At 50.8% G+C, this 15930-nt stretch carries 10 protein-coding genes and 2 pseudogenes; 5 read left to right on the top strand and 7 right to left on the bottom strand.

The genetic code is table 11. The annotated features are described in order from the left end of the window. Positions 1 to 19: 19 nt before the first annotated feature. Positions 20 to 1720 (bottom strand): DUF4942 domain-containing protein, encoded by a 1701-nt coding sequence (locus AAF463_RS23715; protein ID WP_350262685.1) that lies wholly within the window; start codon positions 1718 to 1720, stop codon positions 20 to 22. Between the two features lie 605 nt (positions 1721 to 2325). On the opposite strand from AAF463_RS23715, the gene AAF463_RS23710 reads away from it, so the two are divergent. After that, complete coding sequence (locus AAF463_RS23710) at positions 2326 to 3042, top strand: HNH endonuclease (RefSeq protein WP_350262684.1); 717 nt, start codon at positions 2326 to 2328, stop codon at positions 3040 to 3042. 419 nt (positions 3043 to 3461) lie between these two features. On the opposite strand, the gene AAF463_RS23705 is transcribed toward AAF463_RS23710, so the two are convergent. Beyond that, positions 3462 to 4025 (bottom strand): methyltransferase, encoded by a 564-nt coding sequence (locus AAF463_RS23705; RefSeq protein WP_350262683.1) that lies wholly within the window; start codon positions 4023 to 4025, stop codon positions 3462 to 3464. 92 nt (positions 4026 to 4117) lie between these two features. Then, positions 4118 to 5494, bottom strand: a complete 1377-nt coding sequence (locus AAF463_RS23700) for a DUF3560 domain-containing protein (RefSeq protein WP_350262682.1) — start codon at positions 5492 to 5494, stop codon at positions 4118 to 4120. Between the two features lie 1024 nt (positions 5495 to 6518). Here AAF463_RS23700 and AAF463_RS23695 point away from each other — a divergent pair. Continuing rightward, positions 6519 to 6739 (top strand): annotated as a pseudogene (locus AAF463_RS23695) (reverse transcriptase N-terminal domain-containing protein); the annotation flags it as partial. 29 nt (positions 6740 to 6768) lie between these two features. Beyond that, positions 6769 to 7104: a hypothetical protein gene (locus AAF463_RS23690; protein ID WP_350262681.1), complete on the top strand. Its 336-nt coding sequence runs from the start codon at positions 6769 to 6771 to the stop codon at positions 7102 to 7104. Between the two features lie 484 nt (positions 7105 to 7588). Here the strand turns inward: AAF463_RS23690 and AAF463_RS23685 are convergent, their stop codons facing one another. From AAF463_RS23685 to AAF463_RS23675, 3 genes are all read right to left on the bottom strand, one after another. Continuing rightward, a complete protein-coding gene (locus AAF463_RS23685; protein WP_350262783.1) occupies positions 7589 to 7819 on the bottom strand; it encodes a helix-turn-helix transcriptional regulator in 231 nt (76 codons plus the stop codon). A gap of 795 nt (positions 7820 to 8614) precedes the next feature. Then, complete coding sequence (locus tag AAF463_RS23680) at positions 8615 to 10816, bottom strand: S8 family peptidase (protein WP_350262680.1); 2202 nt, start codon at positions 10814 to 10816, stop codon at positions 8615 to 8617. Positions 10817 to 10820: 4 nt separating this feature from the next. After that, the gene (locus AAF463_RS23675; protein WP_350262679.1) at positions 10821 to 11924 is read right to left on the bottom strand and encodes an ATP-binding protein; all 1104 of its coding nucleotides are present in this window, start codon (positions 11922 to 11924) and stop codon (positions 10821 to 10823) included. A gap of 224 nt (positions 11925 to 12148) precedes the next feature. Here AAF463_RS23675 and AAF463_RS23670 point away from each other — a divergent pair, with 224 nt between their 5' ends. Further along, positions 12149 to 12301 (top strand): transposase, encoded by a 153-nt coding sequence (locus AAF463_RS23670; protein ID WP_350262678.1) that lies wholly within the window; start codon positions 12149 to 12151, stop codon positions 12299 to 12301. A gap of 645 nt (positions 12302 to 12946) precedes the next feature. On the opposite strand, the gene AAF463_RS23665 is transcribed toward AAF463_RS23670, so the two are convergent. Beyond that, a complete protein-coding gene (locus tag AAF463_RS23665) occupies positions 12947 to 14347 on the bottom strand; it encodes a hypothetical protein (protein ID WP_350262677.1) in 1401 nt (466 codons plus the stop codon). 1438 nt (positions 14348 to 15785) lie between these two features. Here AAF463_RS23665 and AAF463_RS23660 point away from each other — a divergent pair. After that, positions 15786 to 15893: pseudogene (locus AAF463_RS23660) on the top strand (IS481 family transposase); the annotation flags it as partial. Positions 15894 to 15930: the final 37 nt, after the last annotated feature.

Raw genomic sequence — 15930 nt, 5'->3', positions numbered from 1 at the left:
CCTGCCTTTTTTCTGTCTATTACTCCGGCTTGTACGCCACCAGACGCACCACGCAAACGCCCGTACCCGTAAACATACCTTTCATCGGTTCCGACCAGCTGCAGTCCCAGCCCGGCAGCACGCCTTTTTTATCTGTTCCCGCTGGCAGTATGGCCCCCAGACGCCCGCCCGCTTTTACCAGCGCAGCGGCTGCGTTCAGATGCGCCACGGCACGGCCTTCGCTGTAGGGTGGATTCATTACCACAACGTCAAAGCGCTGACGGGTCTCCTGCGCCCACTGCAGAAAGTCGCCTTCAATTACGGTGTGCCCCTTCGCCTCAAGTACGCGACAGTGCAGCGGGGAGATTTCCACGCAGGTGGTCTGCGCTTTTGGCATCAGGTCGGCAAGCCCGCCCATTCCCGCACTCGGCTCCAGGCAGATTTCACCCTCGCGGATGTCCACCTCGTCAAGCAGCTGCGTCGCAAGCGCCTCCGTCGTCGGGTAAAACTGGTGCGTTTTCTGATCCGGCAGCGCGCCGCTCAGCTGAATATCCTGAATTGCCGTCGTCGGGTCATAGTCGAATTCAAACCAGGTAAACGCATTTCTGGCCATCTTCACGCCGCCAATACTGCTCAGCACGTTTTCAGCCTCCGCGCGCACGTCCTTATCAAAGTCCATCAGGTTCTTAAAGCGACGGTTATTCGGGTTTGACGTTACCGGCTGGCGCGGCTCTTCCCAACGGTTACGCTGCTGCGGCTCTGTGCGCTCGATCTCCAGCTCGCTGAGTTCGCTCAGCACGCTGAACGGCAGCAGGTTCGACGTCAGGTTAAAAGTCTTCGACTTTGTGCGCGGCTTCTGACGATGCTCCGCCGGGATCGCCGCCGGATAAAGAAACGCCAGAATGTCATTGAGACGCCACGCCATATCGGGATGGATTTCAAGATGGGCCGTACCTTTCAGAAAGGCTTTCACGCGCAGCGCACCGCCATCGAGGGTAAGCCACTCCCCGGCACGCGAACGGGCAATCTTCAGAATCTTGTCTGTGGTGCGATAGCTGGTAGCATCGCGTCCCATAAATTTCGCGATCACCTGGCGCAGGTCATCGATGTAGCCCGTGCGATCGTAATTATTGCCGCCCCAGTCATCGTACACGCGCGCCATGATCATGCGCTTGCCAAAGCCCTCCGGGCGGTTGGTAACGTGTTCCCCGGACAGGTTGCGGAAAATGCCGTCGATGCGCTCAGCAAAAAACTTCTCGCGCGAGAACAGCAGCTCAGACAGCGTGGCGCGCACCGTTTTTTCCTCAAAATCCGGCGCTTTCATTTCGCGGATCTGCTCATTCCACTCGTTACGGCGGTCGTTGGGCATGTACTGGTAAACGTCCGTCAGGTCTAACGCCTCCTGCCAGAATGCCGAATTCAGGGACGCAACTGCGCCCGGCACGCTGAACATTTCGGACACGGACCGCCCGTAATATCCCCGGCGGCGGCTCAGATTGCCGCTGATAAAATGCGCCACCGCAGGGGCGTTTTCACCGCTGGTCACCATGCTGGCAATGCCTTCAATTTTTGTGCGGGTGTGCTGATAGCGTCCCAGCAGCGAATCAATCAGATCCGACTCTACCGGCGCAAAAAAGCTATCGCCCAGCAGCTCCCCCGCACCGCCAGGTACGCCCTGGCCGTTAAAAAGAGATGATTCTTCAGATTCAGGAGCCGTGGTGTTGACGTTCTGATGTGACATGTTGTTTCCCCCGTTCAGTTTCATGTGATGTTTCTCCGAGTTCCTTCGCCGTGAGGGCAGAACGGGCGACCGGGCATCAGGCTGAACGCAGGGGGAAACGGCAAAGCCGCAGCCCGCAGGGACCGGGTGCCGCCGTTTAGCTTGCGACCCTTGCGTGAAGACGCCCGGGTGCCAGGTTTCTGCACGGCGAAGGGGCTCGGGAAACGAAACAGAGCGCGGGAGATGAACAGGGCACGGCCCCGGAACGGCACGCCACGGTGCCGGTCCGGTCCTCAGCGGCCACGTCCCTTTGTGGCCAGTGAACGAGCGGGCGCACGCCCACTGCAGGGGTTGACCTTGCCGTTGCCATCAGATCCCAGCCGGCAGGCCCGAACCCCGGAGGGATTTGGCGAAGGTTACCGGCTCTGCCGGTTAGCGGAGTGGGGCTGACGACCCGGCAACGCCGGGGAGCCGGAGGGGGCCACCAATACGTTCTGCAACGTCAGCTATGTGCCAGGAGCGGAACTTGCTTACATCATGCTATGTTAGTTTGCTGGGAGCAGGTCAAGATGTTCACCGCGCCTATGCTTCAGCAACACCTTCCAGAATTTTCAAGGAATAGAGAAATGGCTCGTAAGTATGTTTATGGTGATAAACCCATCCGTACAACAACCGCTGAGATAGTTGAAAACGAGTTTGCTGGAAAGGCTACGGCTGCTCAGGTCGATGCAATTTTAAAGAAAAGATTTCCACATTACAAAGACAATACTTATTTGAATCTGATAGTTAACGCAGTTAACTGCAATCGTGGTCACTGGAGTTTTAACAGGACTGCCAGACGAACAGATGATGCCACCCATCGCCACCATGAATATGAACGACTTTTCAAGCGCGGAAACGTTTTCGAGGTCTATGATTCCGCACTTCATGGTGTGTTTGAAATTTATGAAGCTTCAGACGGAAAATGGCTAACACGCCCGGTTAAAAGTGAGTTTGAAAAGGCCATAGAAACAGCGTCTCAACTTACCTCAGAACAACGTAGAGAGAAGCTGGCCACATCCAACACCACGCCAGAAAGGGTCATTATAAAGAGCTATATCTTCAAGCGTAATCCCCTCGTTGTAGCAGAGGTATTAGCCTTAGCTGGAGGTAAGTGCCAAAGCTGCCTACGTGACGCACCATTCAAGCGGGAAGATGGTAGACCGTATCTTGAAGTGCATCATGTGGTGTGGCTTGCTAACGGTGGAGAGGACTCTGTTAAAAATGCTATTGCACTCTGTCCTAACTGTCACCGCGAAGCACACTACGGCGCGCTTGTGTTGAAGCCGGCTAACATTAAGTAATCTTATTATAGCCCTCAACGTCTGCTTCTCGCTCATAGCGGACTGTAAGCAAGCTGCTGATGCTATCCTTGCCGTTGTCATCAGACCCTAGCCGTCAGGCCTGAATCCTTGAGGGGTTAGCGCAGTAGGGCTGACGACCCGACACCGTCGGGGAGCCGAAGGTGGCCATCAGGCTGTTCATGACTTTGATCTTCAGAGTCAGAAAACTAGAGAAGCAGCTGCAGCACAGTCCAGGGATCAGCAGCAGCAGGAAGCGGAGAGAGAAGACCGTTTAACAGCGTTCCGAAAAAGAAAGCGCAGGCGAAGAGATAATAACCGCCGTGGCGGCGCAGCCGTTGTCTGCCGCCGTTGACGTTTGCGGACCCAGCTGGCGGCACTATAATCCGGCCCCGCTAGCGCGAAGCCGGTAAGACAGGCGATCAGGCATCAATGCGGACAATCATTGTTGAAACGTCCGTATATGCGAACGTCCTACGCGGCAGCACCTCCTGATGCGTCGCAATATCCTTGAATTCCCGCTGCTGACGCGGACCGTTTGCGCAGACCGCCACCAGGTTACCGCCCGGCGCCAGCATTTTCAGCGCGTGCCGGATGTGCTTCAGATCGTCGCAGTGGCGGAATGGCGGATTCATGATAATCCGGTCATATACAGCCTGCGGGGAGCAGCTCAGAAAGTCCGCGCAGGTCACGGCCACTTCAGGAAACGTCGCGCTGAGATGTTCAGCCAGCGCCGCGTTCATCTCCACGCACTGGCATATTACTCCCGGCACGGCTGCAAGCACCGCGCGGACAATGGCGCCAGTCCCGGCGCTTGGCTCAAGCACTCTGCTACCCGGCCGAATATCGGCCAGGGTGACAAGCTTTAGGCACACCAGGTCGGACGAAACAAACAGCTGTGTATCTGCATGCACCCGGGCCACGGGCTGCAGGCCGCTGAGTTTCTGCTGCATCTGCGCAATTCGCGCGTTGAGTTTTGTACGCATGTTTTCCTCTCCCGTGCCGGCGTTACCGGCACGATTTGTATAGTCATATGTATATACACAAATTCCCCGACCGCACCGGGGTTTCTGATTTGTCAGCGCGGCACCTCTACCGTTTTCATGTCGGTGATGTAAACCGGCGACAGGGTGTAGCCCGTGGACATCACGCGGCGGATGCGGTAGGCCTTGTGATCGTCACCGGCCGCAATCCCTTTCACCTGCTTAAAATCAGCGTGTTTCTTGCTCCACTGTTCCTTAGTCATGTGCTCAAAGCCCTCCCCCGGATAGTTCACAATCGGCGGGCGCTTCGCGGCCGCCTTCGCCGTTTTTGCTTCCTCTGCGCTGGGCGCTTTGTATTCCGTAATGCGATCGGGCGTGATGGTGATGACGGCACCGTTTCCCCGTGACATGAATGAATACTCAGGCGTAACCAGCGAGCTGATTTTTCCGCCGCTGCGGTTTACGCGGATGATGGTCAGCCACTCCCCGCGACTTTTAACCTGGCCGCCCGGCACCATTTCGGTATCTGAGGCCAGCACGCCGCCGTGTTCGTCCAGCATGGCGCGCTCGTAGGCGATGCGGTTGCGGTAGTGCGCGGTCCAGCGGCTTAAGCGCGCCATGGTGCGTTCATGGCACGGAATGCAGATGTCCCGGGCCTGTTCGGCGGTAATAATGTCGTCTTCGAGGGCTGACCAGATGCTGCGGCTGCCTTCATACTGGCTTTTCTCCGGCGAACGCGGGTACTTCTCCAGGGTAAAGCAGCAGTGAAGGTGATCGACGCCTGCAATAACAAGGGCCATTGCCCGGTCAAGGTTGGCAGACGACCAGAGCGTAATAAATTTCTGCACGTCCTGAAGCCGCCGCTCAGCCTTACGCAGTTCAGCCTCAATCTTTTTGATCCGGCGCCAGCGCACGTCCGGGCGCTCCTTGTAAGCTGCATGACGCAGTGACGCCTCTGCCCGGCGCTCCCAGTATTCCGAGGTTTCAAACAGGTTGACCACGCGGCGCATGCCGTTTTCAATCTTTTTCGCGTGCTTACGGGCGCGGCGCTCGCTGTGGTGTCCGACCAGAATCGGCAGCCCGAAGGGAATGGCCGAAGCCAGGCTGTCTACGGCGGCCAGCGCCTGCTCTGACTCGGCAGCGCGCTTTTCGCTGTACTTTTCGAAGCGCTCCGCGCGCTCCTCCAGGCGGTCAAAGAGCGACTGATCTTCATCCTCAATTTCACCGGCCAGCTTGATCAGCAGGTCTTCGCGATCGGGCGTCCACATCGGCGCAACAAAAAGCCCCTGACGCGGCGCATACTTAAAGCCCGCATCCTTCACACGCTTATACGTTTCCTCATCAAGACGGTGCAGCGAATACAGGCGCAGCTTGTTGTCATCCGGCGAATACGTTGCGCGGTAGTTTTCGCAGTTAAAAAGAGATGATTCTTTAGATTCTGAAGCCGTGGTGTTGACGTTCTGCTGTGACATGTTGTGTCTCCCGTGTGGTTTAAGTGATGTTTCTCTGAGTCCCTCGCCGTGAGGGCAGAACGGGCGACCGGGCATCAGGCTGAACGCAGGGGGAAACGGCAAAGCCGCAGCCCGCAGGGACCGGGTGCAGCCGTTTAGCGAGCGCCCCTTGCGTGAAGACGCCCGGGTGCCAGGTTATTGCACGGCGAAGGTTTTCGGGAAACGAAACAAAAAGCAGGAGATGAACAGGACACGTCCCCGGAACGGCACACCACGGTGCCGTGTCGGGCCGGTCCGCAGCGGCCACGGCTTTTTGTGGCCAGTGAACGCGCCGGCGCCAGCCGGTTGCAGGGGTAGACCTTGCCGTTGCCATCAGACCCCAGCCGGCAAGCCCGAACCCCTCAGGGTTTCGGCGGAGCTAACCGGCAATGCCAGGGAGCCGGAGGGGGCTGTGCGATAGGAAGTCGTTTAAAATAGTGTTTTAAATTGATAAAACAAGCCATTTCATGATCTGTAGCCTACCGGAACAGGTTTTGCTGGCAACGGCGAGGTATGAAGCTTTCGGGACAACAAGATCGGGCGTCAGCGCGGAGAGGGTCCTGTGAGGGAGACTCTACTTCTGCAAGAATCATGCGGCTGGATTGTAAGGCTGGTCAGAAGGATCAACGCATGTGAACTGTTGATAAACGTCGTTTAGGCAACAGGCCAAAGATGCTGAAAGACCCGAATCAGATGGATAACAGATCGCGTTGCTCCAAGGGCCCCGGAGCACATGGACACAGAAATCCCCGGTGAATAGGTTAAACACGACCTGACCTTTTGTATGTTAAACGGAACCTGGTAAACCCGTATCGCTGCCTGATGGCAGGTGAACTGTGAGGAACACTGTTGGTGATGCGTGCAGAGAAGGACGGAAAAAGCGAATGCCTGATGGTAATCATCAGGATACAGAGCGGATTATACTTCGGCGCGAAAGCGGGCAAATTTCCGTCTGGTCTTTAACTGCATGAGATATTGTAAAACTTTCGATAGGGATATCAGCGAGATTAATACACACGACAGCGTGTCCATTATACCCCCGCCCGGCAGGCAAGCACGCCATTGACTGGCGAGCCAGCCATACCTGGGAGCGAAAGTTACAGCTACATATTGCATAGACAACCCGGTAGCAACAATGGCGGCGTTACAGGGAGTTGCAGCGCAACCTCATAGGTTCGTTTCTCTGGCAAAGCAGTTGCAGTCAGGCATGTGACTTACAACATCGGGTGAAGGACGCCCGGCGTGGATGGCAAAACATGGAGCACCCCGATGAAAAATGGAAAGGGATGCGGGTGTTGAACCTTGCCGTTGCCGTCTTAATGGGCATGGATATGCTCGATGATAGGCGTATCGACAATTATCGGTTTGCCAGTAAGCTTCGGACGGCAACATCCAAAGTCGGTTATGCGTTCCTTTTTCACAGGCCTGCGACCCTGGCAGAACCAGAGTTCAAACTGGCCTTCAGTGAGCCCACCGGTAGCGGCCTGATGAACTCGCGGGCGCTGAAGCGGATAATAAATTCAGAGATGATTGCGCAACATACGTTAAGGCAGATGGCTATGCTGAAGTTGGCATGTGACGGTCGGGCGTAGGGCGTAAAAGAACCCAGGCTCCTCACCGACGAAACAGATATGCGGGCAGTGCAGTAGATAAAAGTAAAATTATTTACGTGGAATTTTTTTTGCATCCATAAGAATGCCAGCGTAAACAACACTATCCTGTCAGTTAATTGTCCCTGTCTCTACCGGGTACATTTACCCCTATTGATAGTTATTTATAAAATAGTGGGACGTTTTCAGCCCATGAATATGTTCCAAAATGCAAATTGCTCCTGACCGCAGCGGAGCACCCCCAAGTAACACTTTCGGAATGGGCTTCTTATCATTACCCGGAATGACTGTTGTTTGAAATGCCACAACGTGCAGTCTGGTGCTTATCTGCCACGGGGCGTATTACTGGTTGCCACAGTACCGCTTCCTGCATTATTAATGATTACGCCAGCCACTTACACCAGAAAAACGCTGTGATGTTGACGCAGATACAAAAACGGAGAGGACACCCTCTCCGGTGATGCTGTTAGCGATATCGCTCAGGCCAGATTTCTGCAGGATGCTTATTCAGAAAATCCGCGATGATCCGCTCTGCTCTGGGCCAGGGACGATAAAATACATTGGATAAACTAGAAGAGGATAAGCCGGCCTCCCGGGACAGCGCTGAGAGACTGCTGCCGGCTTTCCGGATGGCACAGAGAATATCGGCCCTGTGCCAGTTACAAGGGGGAGGTGTCGCCGCTACCGGTACGTGTATGACATTATCGGTACCGGTCACAAACACCTGTTCAGTACGCTGCTCGTCGTGCATGGAATGCTCCCTGGGTGGCGAATCGAACAGGGTTTGCACTACCAGTACGAGAACTGGCGAGGCCGAAGCCTCCCCCATCCGACCCGCCATAGAAGACGAGCACAGATCGGCAAGGATATTAAAATATCCCGCCTTCTCGTATTAGGGGTGCAAATCCCTGCCATCCTGTTGATGGCGCGCAGATTTTATAATAAAGACCGGCGATCCGCAACGTAACGGTTACGCATTACCGTTACCGTTACTGAACATTCTGCGGCATGATGATTCCCCCCAGGATAACTGCGTCAGCAGCTCGCCGACCCGATTGGCCGGCCAGGGGATGATCACCGACAATTCGTGATGAAGCCAGAGCTAAGGATTGATGCCGCTCAGGCGACAGTTCCCGATTACCCCATAAACCGGGCACGGCGGACGCCTGACAAAGCTGTTTTTCTGAGGGCACACCCTGACGAATTCAAAGTCCCTGACCCGTTAGCTGCGTCATTATCGGCGGAGGTTTAGTAGCGGGATGAATAAAGAGCAGTACACCCACCAACATGATATTAACACCAAAACTTTTGGCAATGTCCGCCGCGCGCTGGCTCATAAGACAAAAGCCAGAGCGATACCCTGTCTATCGGTGCTGCCCGTGGATATAGCGCCCCCCGCCTCTATCCGCCGGTTAGTTATTGCCACATTTTGGGTGGCAATAACGGAAGAAACATATAACACAGGAGCGTACCCGGAGCGAGTTTGTCATATTCAAATTCTGACAGGTACCGGGACTGCAATACGTGGCTGGATCTCAATCAGACGGGCATCAGACTGAAGGATGCCTGTAAAGATTTCCGGGGTTTTCGGGGCTTCCAGTGAGACGACAAACGCATAGCGAATACTGGCGGCTTTCGATCCGTCTACCTGGTCTCCGCCTGCATGTGCCATATAATGGATCTCAAAACTGGGTGCGATTAAGCAATTACCCCTTTTATTGATTTCAGCGCTTAATACGGACTCCCATTTGCCCGCATCAGCGCGCAGCTCGGCTTCGGTTGCGACAGACTTTTGCTTAAAGAATGACTGCGTTTTTTCTGGATCAGGTCGGAACGTGATTTCCACACCTGCACGCGTATACATGGATGTATCCTGAGGATCTACGGGGCTTGAAAAACAGCAGGTGGCTCTGATTTTAACGTTGCCGGTAATGCCCTTCTCGGGTATCGGAAGTGGAACCCGGAGGTATTTACCCGGCGTCAGCTCTCCCTGATACAGAATACGTGCCGTCCCTGCGGGCGATTCAATTATTTGACCGAGATCGTCTGGCACTTTTCCCCAACCGACTTCGCCTTTCTCATGGTCTGAAGGGTCAGCAGCATTTATCAGTAGAGCCTTAATGGCAAGTGGGGATATGTCATGGCCCAGAATGGCACGTATGCCTACAGCGTAGCGTAACAGGTACGGGGCAGAGAAACTGGTGCCGCAGGTCGGAACTAGCCTGGTCGGATCACGATCGCTTGGAACGTGAAAATACTGGCGTGGGGTTCCGCCAAACGCCACCATGTCCGGTTTGACAAGCCCCGGCGATCGGCCCGGCCCAACTGCACTGTATGACGCGCGTTTCCAACCGTCCTCGATCTGATTCGTCGCTCCAACCGCCAGGGCATTAACGCAGTCTGATGGGACCTGTATGCGATTGAGGCTCAGCGAGCTATCACTTTCACCGTTATTGCCCGCGGCGATGGTCAGGAAGGTATCACCATCGGCCAGATAGGTATCAATCAGCGAGGTCCAGGGATGAATCTCATCATCATCTACAGGCAGCGCCGGACCGAGGCTGAGGTTTAGAAACTCGTACTGCCGCGAGAGTAGAATATCTTCGAGGTGGCTCAGGGTGCGATAAAGCTCGTATGGATCCTCGCCATCGGTGCTGTTATCGAGAATTCGGTGGTGATCGACGTAGGAGTATGGCCGGCTCGCTGTTTCCCCAGGCCAGAGCGGACCAAAGAGAAATGCTGAAGTTACGCCCAGGCCGTGTGCGGGGCCATCCGGGTGATCTTTGGCTGAGGTGTCCGCCTGTAAATAATTACCAATCCAACGTTCAAGAGCATGTCTTTCAGGCAAGCCGCCATCAAGAATAGCAACGCGCACGTCAGAGGCGTAGGGCTGAACGTCTGGCAGGTCAAGATCCGCCCCTACCGGTACACCACGAGAGAGTGGCCGAAATGAACGCAGTGACGGGAGAGGTCTTACAACTCGCAGGAAAGCGAACGCGGCGAGATGAGTGAGGTTATACTTATCGCCCGCAATGGGTATGAACCAGAGGCTGCCTACCTCAATCGCCATGCTTTCTTGAACGGTAAAACCCAGATCCTGTGCATAACTGACAAAGGCTCGTTTGATAAATTCATTGTTTCCGAGCGACATCAGCTGCAGTCCTGCCTCCCAGAACCCCTCGAAAGCATCCGCATTCTCCTTAATTTTTTCTGTTATGTCGGGTTCGCTGACGCTCCAGATACGAAACAAGTCCGTTGCGCCGCGTGTTTGTTCTGTGAAGTGCTCCAGCTCCTCACTGAATTCGGTAAGACGATTACGCTTACCTGCAACGAATATTCTGGTGGTTGGTGATTTCACCGGCTGCCCGACTCGGGTCCAGCGATCGGGCAGGACGTCCACCCCTTTACTGCCAATCGAGCGCACTGCCATTTCTTTGAACAGCGTACGGGGAAAATGGCCCTTCGAAATATAAGAGGGATGAAGGGTGATCGCCGCCACCGCAAAGTCTTTAGGACAGGCTTCGTCGTCCAGCTGGTTTAGCTGATGAGCCGTCTGTTTAAACTGCGGTTTAAGCCTGTCCATGACTTCCGGAAAGGTATAGAGGGGCGCCGAATTTGGATTCATTTTAGGCGGTGGCGTTAACGAGGAAAGCAGCTCCGCCTTTCCGATAATATAGTTACGTTTTTCAGCCATTGGTTTACTCCTTTATAGCCAATCGTTTACGTATTGTTTCCCTGCTCACATTTGCGACGCTGGCGGCTTTGAGCTGTGTAAGCCCAAACTCACGTACCAGCCTGACCGCAAAGTTGATCATTTCTGTTTTGGTTTTGGTTCCGGTATCAAAATCAAGCTGTGCGATCAGGTCAGTTTCAAAGCTTTCCGGACGAAGTAAGTGCAACCTGCGTAACTGAGAAACTTTTCGCTTGATATTACTGTATGACTGACCCCGCATGCTTTCCTTTAGAAGGTCATACCAGGGAGCAAACGTGGGAAAGTCCTGAGCGGCGAACAGCCGGATCGCCTCAGCTACCTGCGACTCATCAGGAAGCTCAAAGATCACCTCAAGATCGAATCGCCGCCACAAAGCAGGATCCACTAACTCTGGGTGGTTTGTGGCGGCGACCAGCAGGCCGCTGCCCGGCCAGTCCTCCAGCTCCTGAAGCATTATCGTTACAAGACGCTTAAGCTCACCCACATCAGACTCATCGGTGCGCTTTTTGGCGATCGCATCAATTTCATCCAATAGCAATATAGAAGGATGGGATTTGGCATAATCAATCACGCTGCGCAGGTTACTCCCGGTACGCCCCAGAAAACTGCTCATAACTGTTGTCAGGTCGAGAGTGTAGAGGGGGAGCCCAAGCTGCTGAGAGAGCCACTGTGCAGTCATTGTCTTACCTACACCGGGAGGACCACTGAAAATCAATGACTTTGTTGGCGTCAGGCCATGGCGAGCAAGAAGATCGCTTTTCATTCTCTCCAGCAATACCTGTTCAAGCTGAGCCTTTACCTGACTCTGAAGCAGAGGAGAATCGCCCGAGTGTTCCTCTGCTGGCAATTTAATCATCGTCTGAGGAAGCACATCGTCATACTTTCCCGCTGGAAACTCGAACGAAGCGCCCTCTTTTCTCATGACATCATGGGACCGGGCCGGACTGAGCTTAAGCAGCCCCTCAATCCTGGCGGCCAGCTGAGGATCACTTTTCCGGAGGGAGCGAATATGCTTTGCCAGATAGAGGCGTAAGTCTTTATCGTTACCTTCTAAAGACAGCCTAATAATACTGACTAAATCCAGTTCCATTTTCACACCTTGGTCAATTATGTTCGTAACTCATTGAAATTTAATTTTAAAAAAAATAATTTTCAGTGGCTGTTTTATTTATTTTTTGTCATTATAGACATTGTAATTATGGAAGTCAGTAGACGCTGTGTTTTTTTACAGTATTAAACTCAGGCAGCTGCCTGAGTAAAAGCCGCTGCTCAGAAAACCGAAACGTCTCAAGCACGTGAGGACGTTCGTGCGCGATGACCGCAACACAGGTTGTTGCTGAACCCTTGCGGTGTGGTTCGCCATGCTCGCCAGACCGCAAGGGTTTACACCCTCAGACGTATATTGCGAAGTTCAGCGGAGTGCTGCAGGCGGATACTTATGCCGGGTTCAGCGAGCTGTACCGCTAAGGCTATTAGAGGAGGTGGTGTGCCGGGCGCACGCGCGGCATATCATCCACAACGTGCAGCTGCGCACGCTATCGAAGGCGACGGAAAAAGCGCTCCATCGCATCGGCGAGTGTACGACATCGAAACCGGCAATTGAGGTATAAGCGCGGGTGCGGTAGGCTATCCGCCAGAAAAAACGGTACTGTTGCTCAACGCGCAAGGAGGCTGGCTAAGGAAAAACAGCAAGCGCTTTCGCGACATTCAGAACTGGCGAAGGCGCTCATGTTTGCTATCAATAAGTGGGTCGCGCTAAAAAATAACACCGTGGCTCTACAGTGCGATGGCGCGAAGTTTTGATGGGTGACTTCGCTAACATCCCTGAGCAGATTTTTAAATAGCGTAGCCGCCAGGGACATTTCTGCTTTTTTTTCAGTTGGCATTCTTGCGACCGGGGTGCTCACTGAGGTCTGCACCTGACACCATCTCGTAGATAAGCTTCCTGAGCATGCGTATAAACGGATTATGATCGGCTTACGTTCGCGGCTTGCCAGTTCGGCAGCAAGGCATTTGATTTTTTTATATATATTATAAGTACCTGTCTCTGTGATGTCGGGAACATTTCAAAAACAGGCAATCACACAATTTTAAATTACATGCTCATTTATTTTACTTCCCACTCCAGAAAACAAACCCATTACCTTTATGCACATAAATCTCATCCATTACCCAGCTCTTTTCAGTTCCACGGTGAAAAGCTAATCTGTATTTTCCTCTCCCTTTGCCCTGCTCCTCTGAAGTCAAATCTGCAAAGCAATGCCCATTCCAATAGTGAAACGTGTCAACACCATTGCACAAATCCTGTATGATTTCATTGATTTTTTTATGCATCGCTGAGTCAGGTTCTAACCAAGACATTTGTAATTGAAAATTAGTAGAATTTTTTATCACCACGGACATAGATTTATCGACATTTTTAATGTTTGCAGGGCTGTTGGTTTCATCATCTACTTTTGCAATTTTTTCTTTTTTATTCTTTTTAACTTCAACAACAGGCCCCTCTTTGAAAGGAACATGATTGCTCATCTCTGCTGCTTTCTCATTAAGGGTTAAGACTTCTTCACTGGTAATCACAATGGATTGTTTTTTATTTCCAGAGAACGCATCACTTAATTGTACAAATCCAACTTTAGAACGTAAAAGTTCATTAAAAACCGTACCTATTTTATTAGAGTCCATTAAGGACTTGATAAGTTCACGATATGTGTTAAGCACTTGCGATTTAAAACTCTCTTCAACCACGACTTCTTTTCCCGTAGTAGAACTCTCAATGCGAAGCGCATCAAGCTTTTTACCGTAAATATTTGCCACCATTAATTCAGCCTTTTTTATTATCTTTGTATATTTCTCCCTGTAATCAATGAAGTTTTGATTCCCACTCTTTTGCGCGTTCATTAATATGATAAATGTAGCCCCTGTAAGAGCATCTTTAATTAACTCAAATTGAGGGTAAATCTCTAGCCCATCATTATCTTTTTTGCTAATAGATATTGCCAAATTTATTATTTTAATATTGTTGCTCAATACAGCCAATATTACATCTTTTGATATCTGCCCCTTAACTTCAGGGCGAGACAAGAAACCTAAAATAAGTTTATTGAATCCGATTCTGAAGTCATGGAATAATTTAGCATTAGAAATTATTTTACTTAAAACAATCTTGTCATTCCCACTGATTTTTTTTTGACTATTCGCGCCTAACCGTTCATGAAGCCATTGCTCATCACGCTTTTCTTTTTTTAATGAAAGCGTGAATATAAAATTAAAAACATTCGGTTCTAATTTTAACATTTCGCTTGTGGCAAGGCATGCAATTAAAGACTTTTCATTAATTTCCTGAAATGTTTTCCTCCGTTCTACAGTCGATGCTTCTTTCGACCCAACAGTTGGTGGTGTTTGTGAGACCAGACATGCCTTAGTTAATTCTGTTATAGGGCTATCTTTTTGTTTAACATCATTGGCACTATGGCTGAAATTAGTATGCGAAGTTGATGGCGTCGAAACATTCATATGAGGTTACCTTATAAATAATAAACTCTCATTTTATAATATTTAATCAGTTTAGCATAACAAAAAACAGCCTCAAATTTTGATAGACTGATTTTTGCATAAATGTAATTATGTAAGGATCAGCTATTGCGTTTAGGTGAAGTAATATTTGACGCTGAGTCAACGTCGCTCATCTATTTTGAGCATAATTGTTTATTAACTGTTTATATCTACATGGGCAATAAACCCTGTGATTCGATTGATTTTATGAAAACGGGCTAACCAAATATGACTATATACGTTTGGACATAACACCAGAAATGACAAAGGATTATAAATTACACATAAAGATTTCATAATTGAACGTAAAAACCACGTTAACAATAACTACATTTAAGGGTCTAAGGATGCAGGAGTAGGATGCGTATTATTATCCTGTTTGAAAACAAATTATTACGCAACTTACCAGCAACGCTCTTCACCCTAAACACTACAGCATAACAAACGATAAAAATTTCGGAGAAATTTGGAAATGGAATTCCGCCCCCCATTTTTAGATTCACACTAAAAACAAAAAAAACAAACATAGCCTCAGGACATAATTTCAAAGCAACACCATTATTTTATCATTTCTAATGATTTACCATATGACTCTATAAGCATTATTGTCTTACGGCAAGAAACAAATTCGTTGCACCATCTGATACTGACGCCTTTGTTAATGCGCAGTATCACCCTGTTTCTGTGTTTCACCAAAAATAAAGGGGCGACCATATTTATTCCTGATGCTTGGCTGCTTGGCTGCTTGGCTGCTTGGCTGCTTGGCTGCTTGGCTGCTTGGCTGCTTGGCTGCTTGGCTGCTTGGCTGCTTCAATCAGCACACATCAGGAAAAACATTATAAATACACTGCTCAATTAGAATGATCGCCTTAAATCGTTCCAGTCTAATTAGCTCAATATTGAGAAGCCCCGTCCATCCGTTATGGCACAGGCTATTATAGCGATGGGAAGGGTCAACCGTGCGTTTACCTGAGTGAATATTGATGATGCGTGTTACCGCCAAATGTTCCCCACATAGCAGAACAGTGCCCAGGGACGACATGTGATATTTAAAGTAATTAGCTATAAACAGCAAGGTGAAACCTCAAGAGCATGAAGATTAACTGGCACGCAAAGCTGGTAACCATTGCTGTGCTTATGAAGAACACTCTTAACCTACAGGAGGTGCCCTCACATCTACTGGGAGAGAGGATGCCTCATTCGGTGAGGCATACATTTCTGGGCTTTCACCGTTGATGCACGGCTATATCAATCTGCCTGAAACTTGATGTATCTCCATCTCAGGCCATTATTAGCGGTGGATGAGTTTCTTTATTTGACGTGTTCCCCATCTATAGGACACAAGTTAGTCGAACACATCAGATTTGACCAGATGGCCTTCTGATTACACTTTCCTGCAAACGGTATTTACGGACGATTACACAAAACAATATTGCCCGAGTTTTATAAGGTGACGTTCTGTAAGAATTTATATGGCGTTCATGAGATTGTTAACGTTCAATCTGACAGATACCTTAAATAACAGGCAACTGTCATATCGGGTC

Source organism: Pantoea sp. BJ2 (assembly GCF_040255075.1).
Taxonomy (GTDB): Bacteria; Pseudomonadota; Gammaproteobacteria; order Enterobacterales; family Enterobacteriaceae; genus Pantoea; species Pantoea leporis.
Note: the sequence above shows the minus strand (reverse complement) of the source record. Positions and strands in the feature narration are given on the sequence as shown.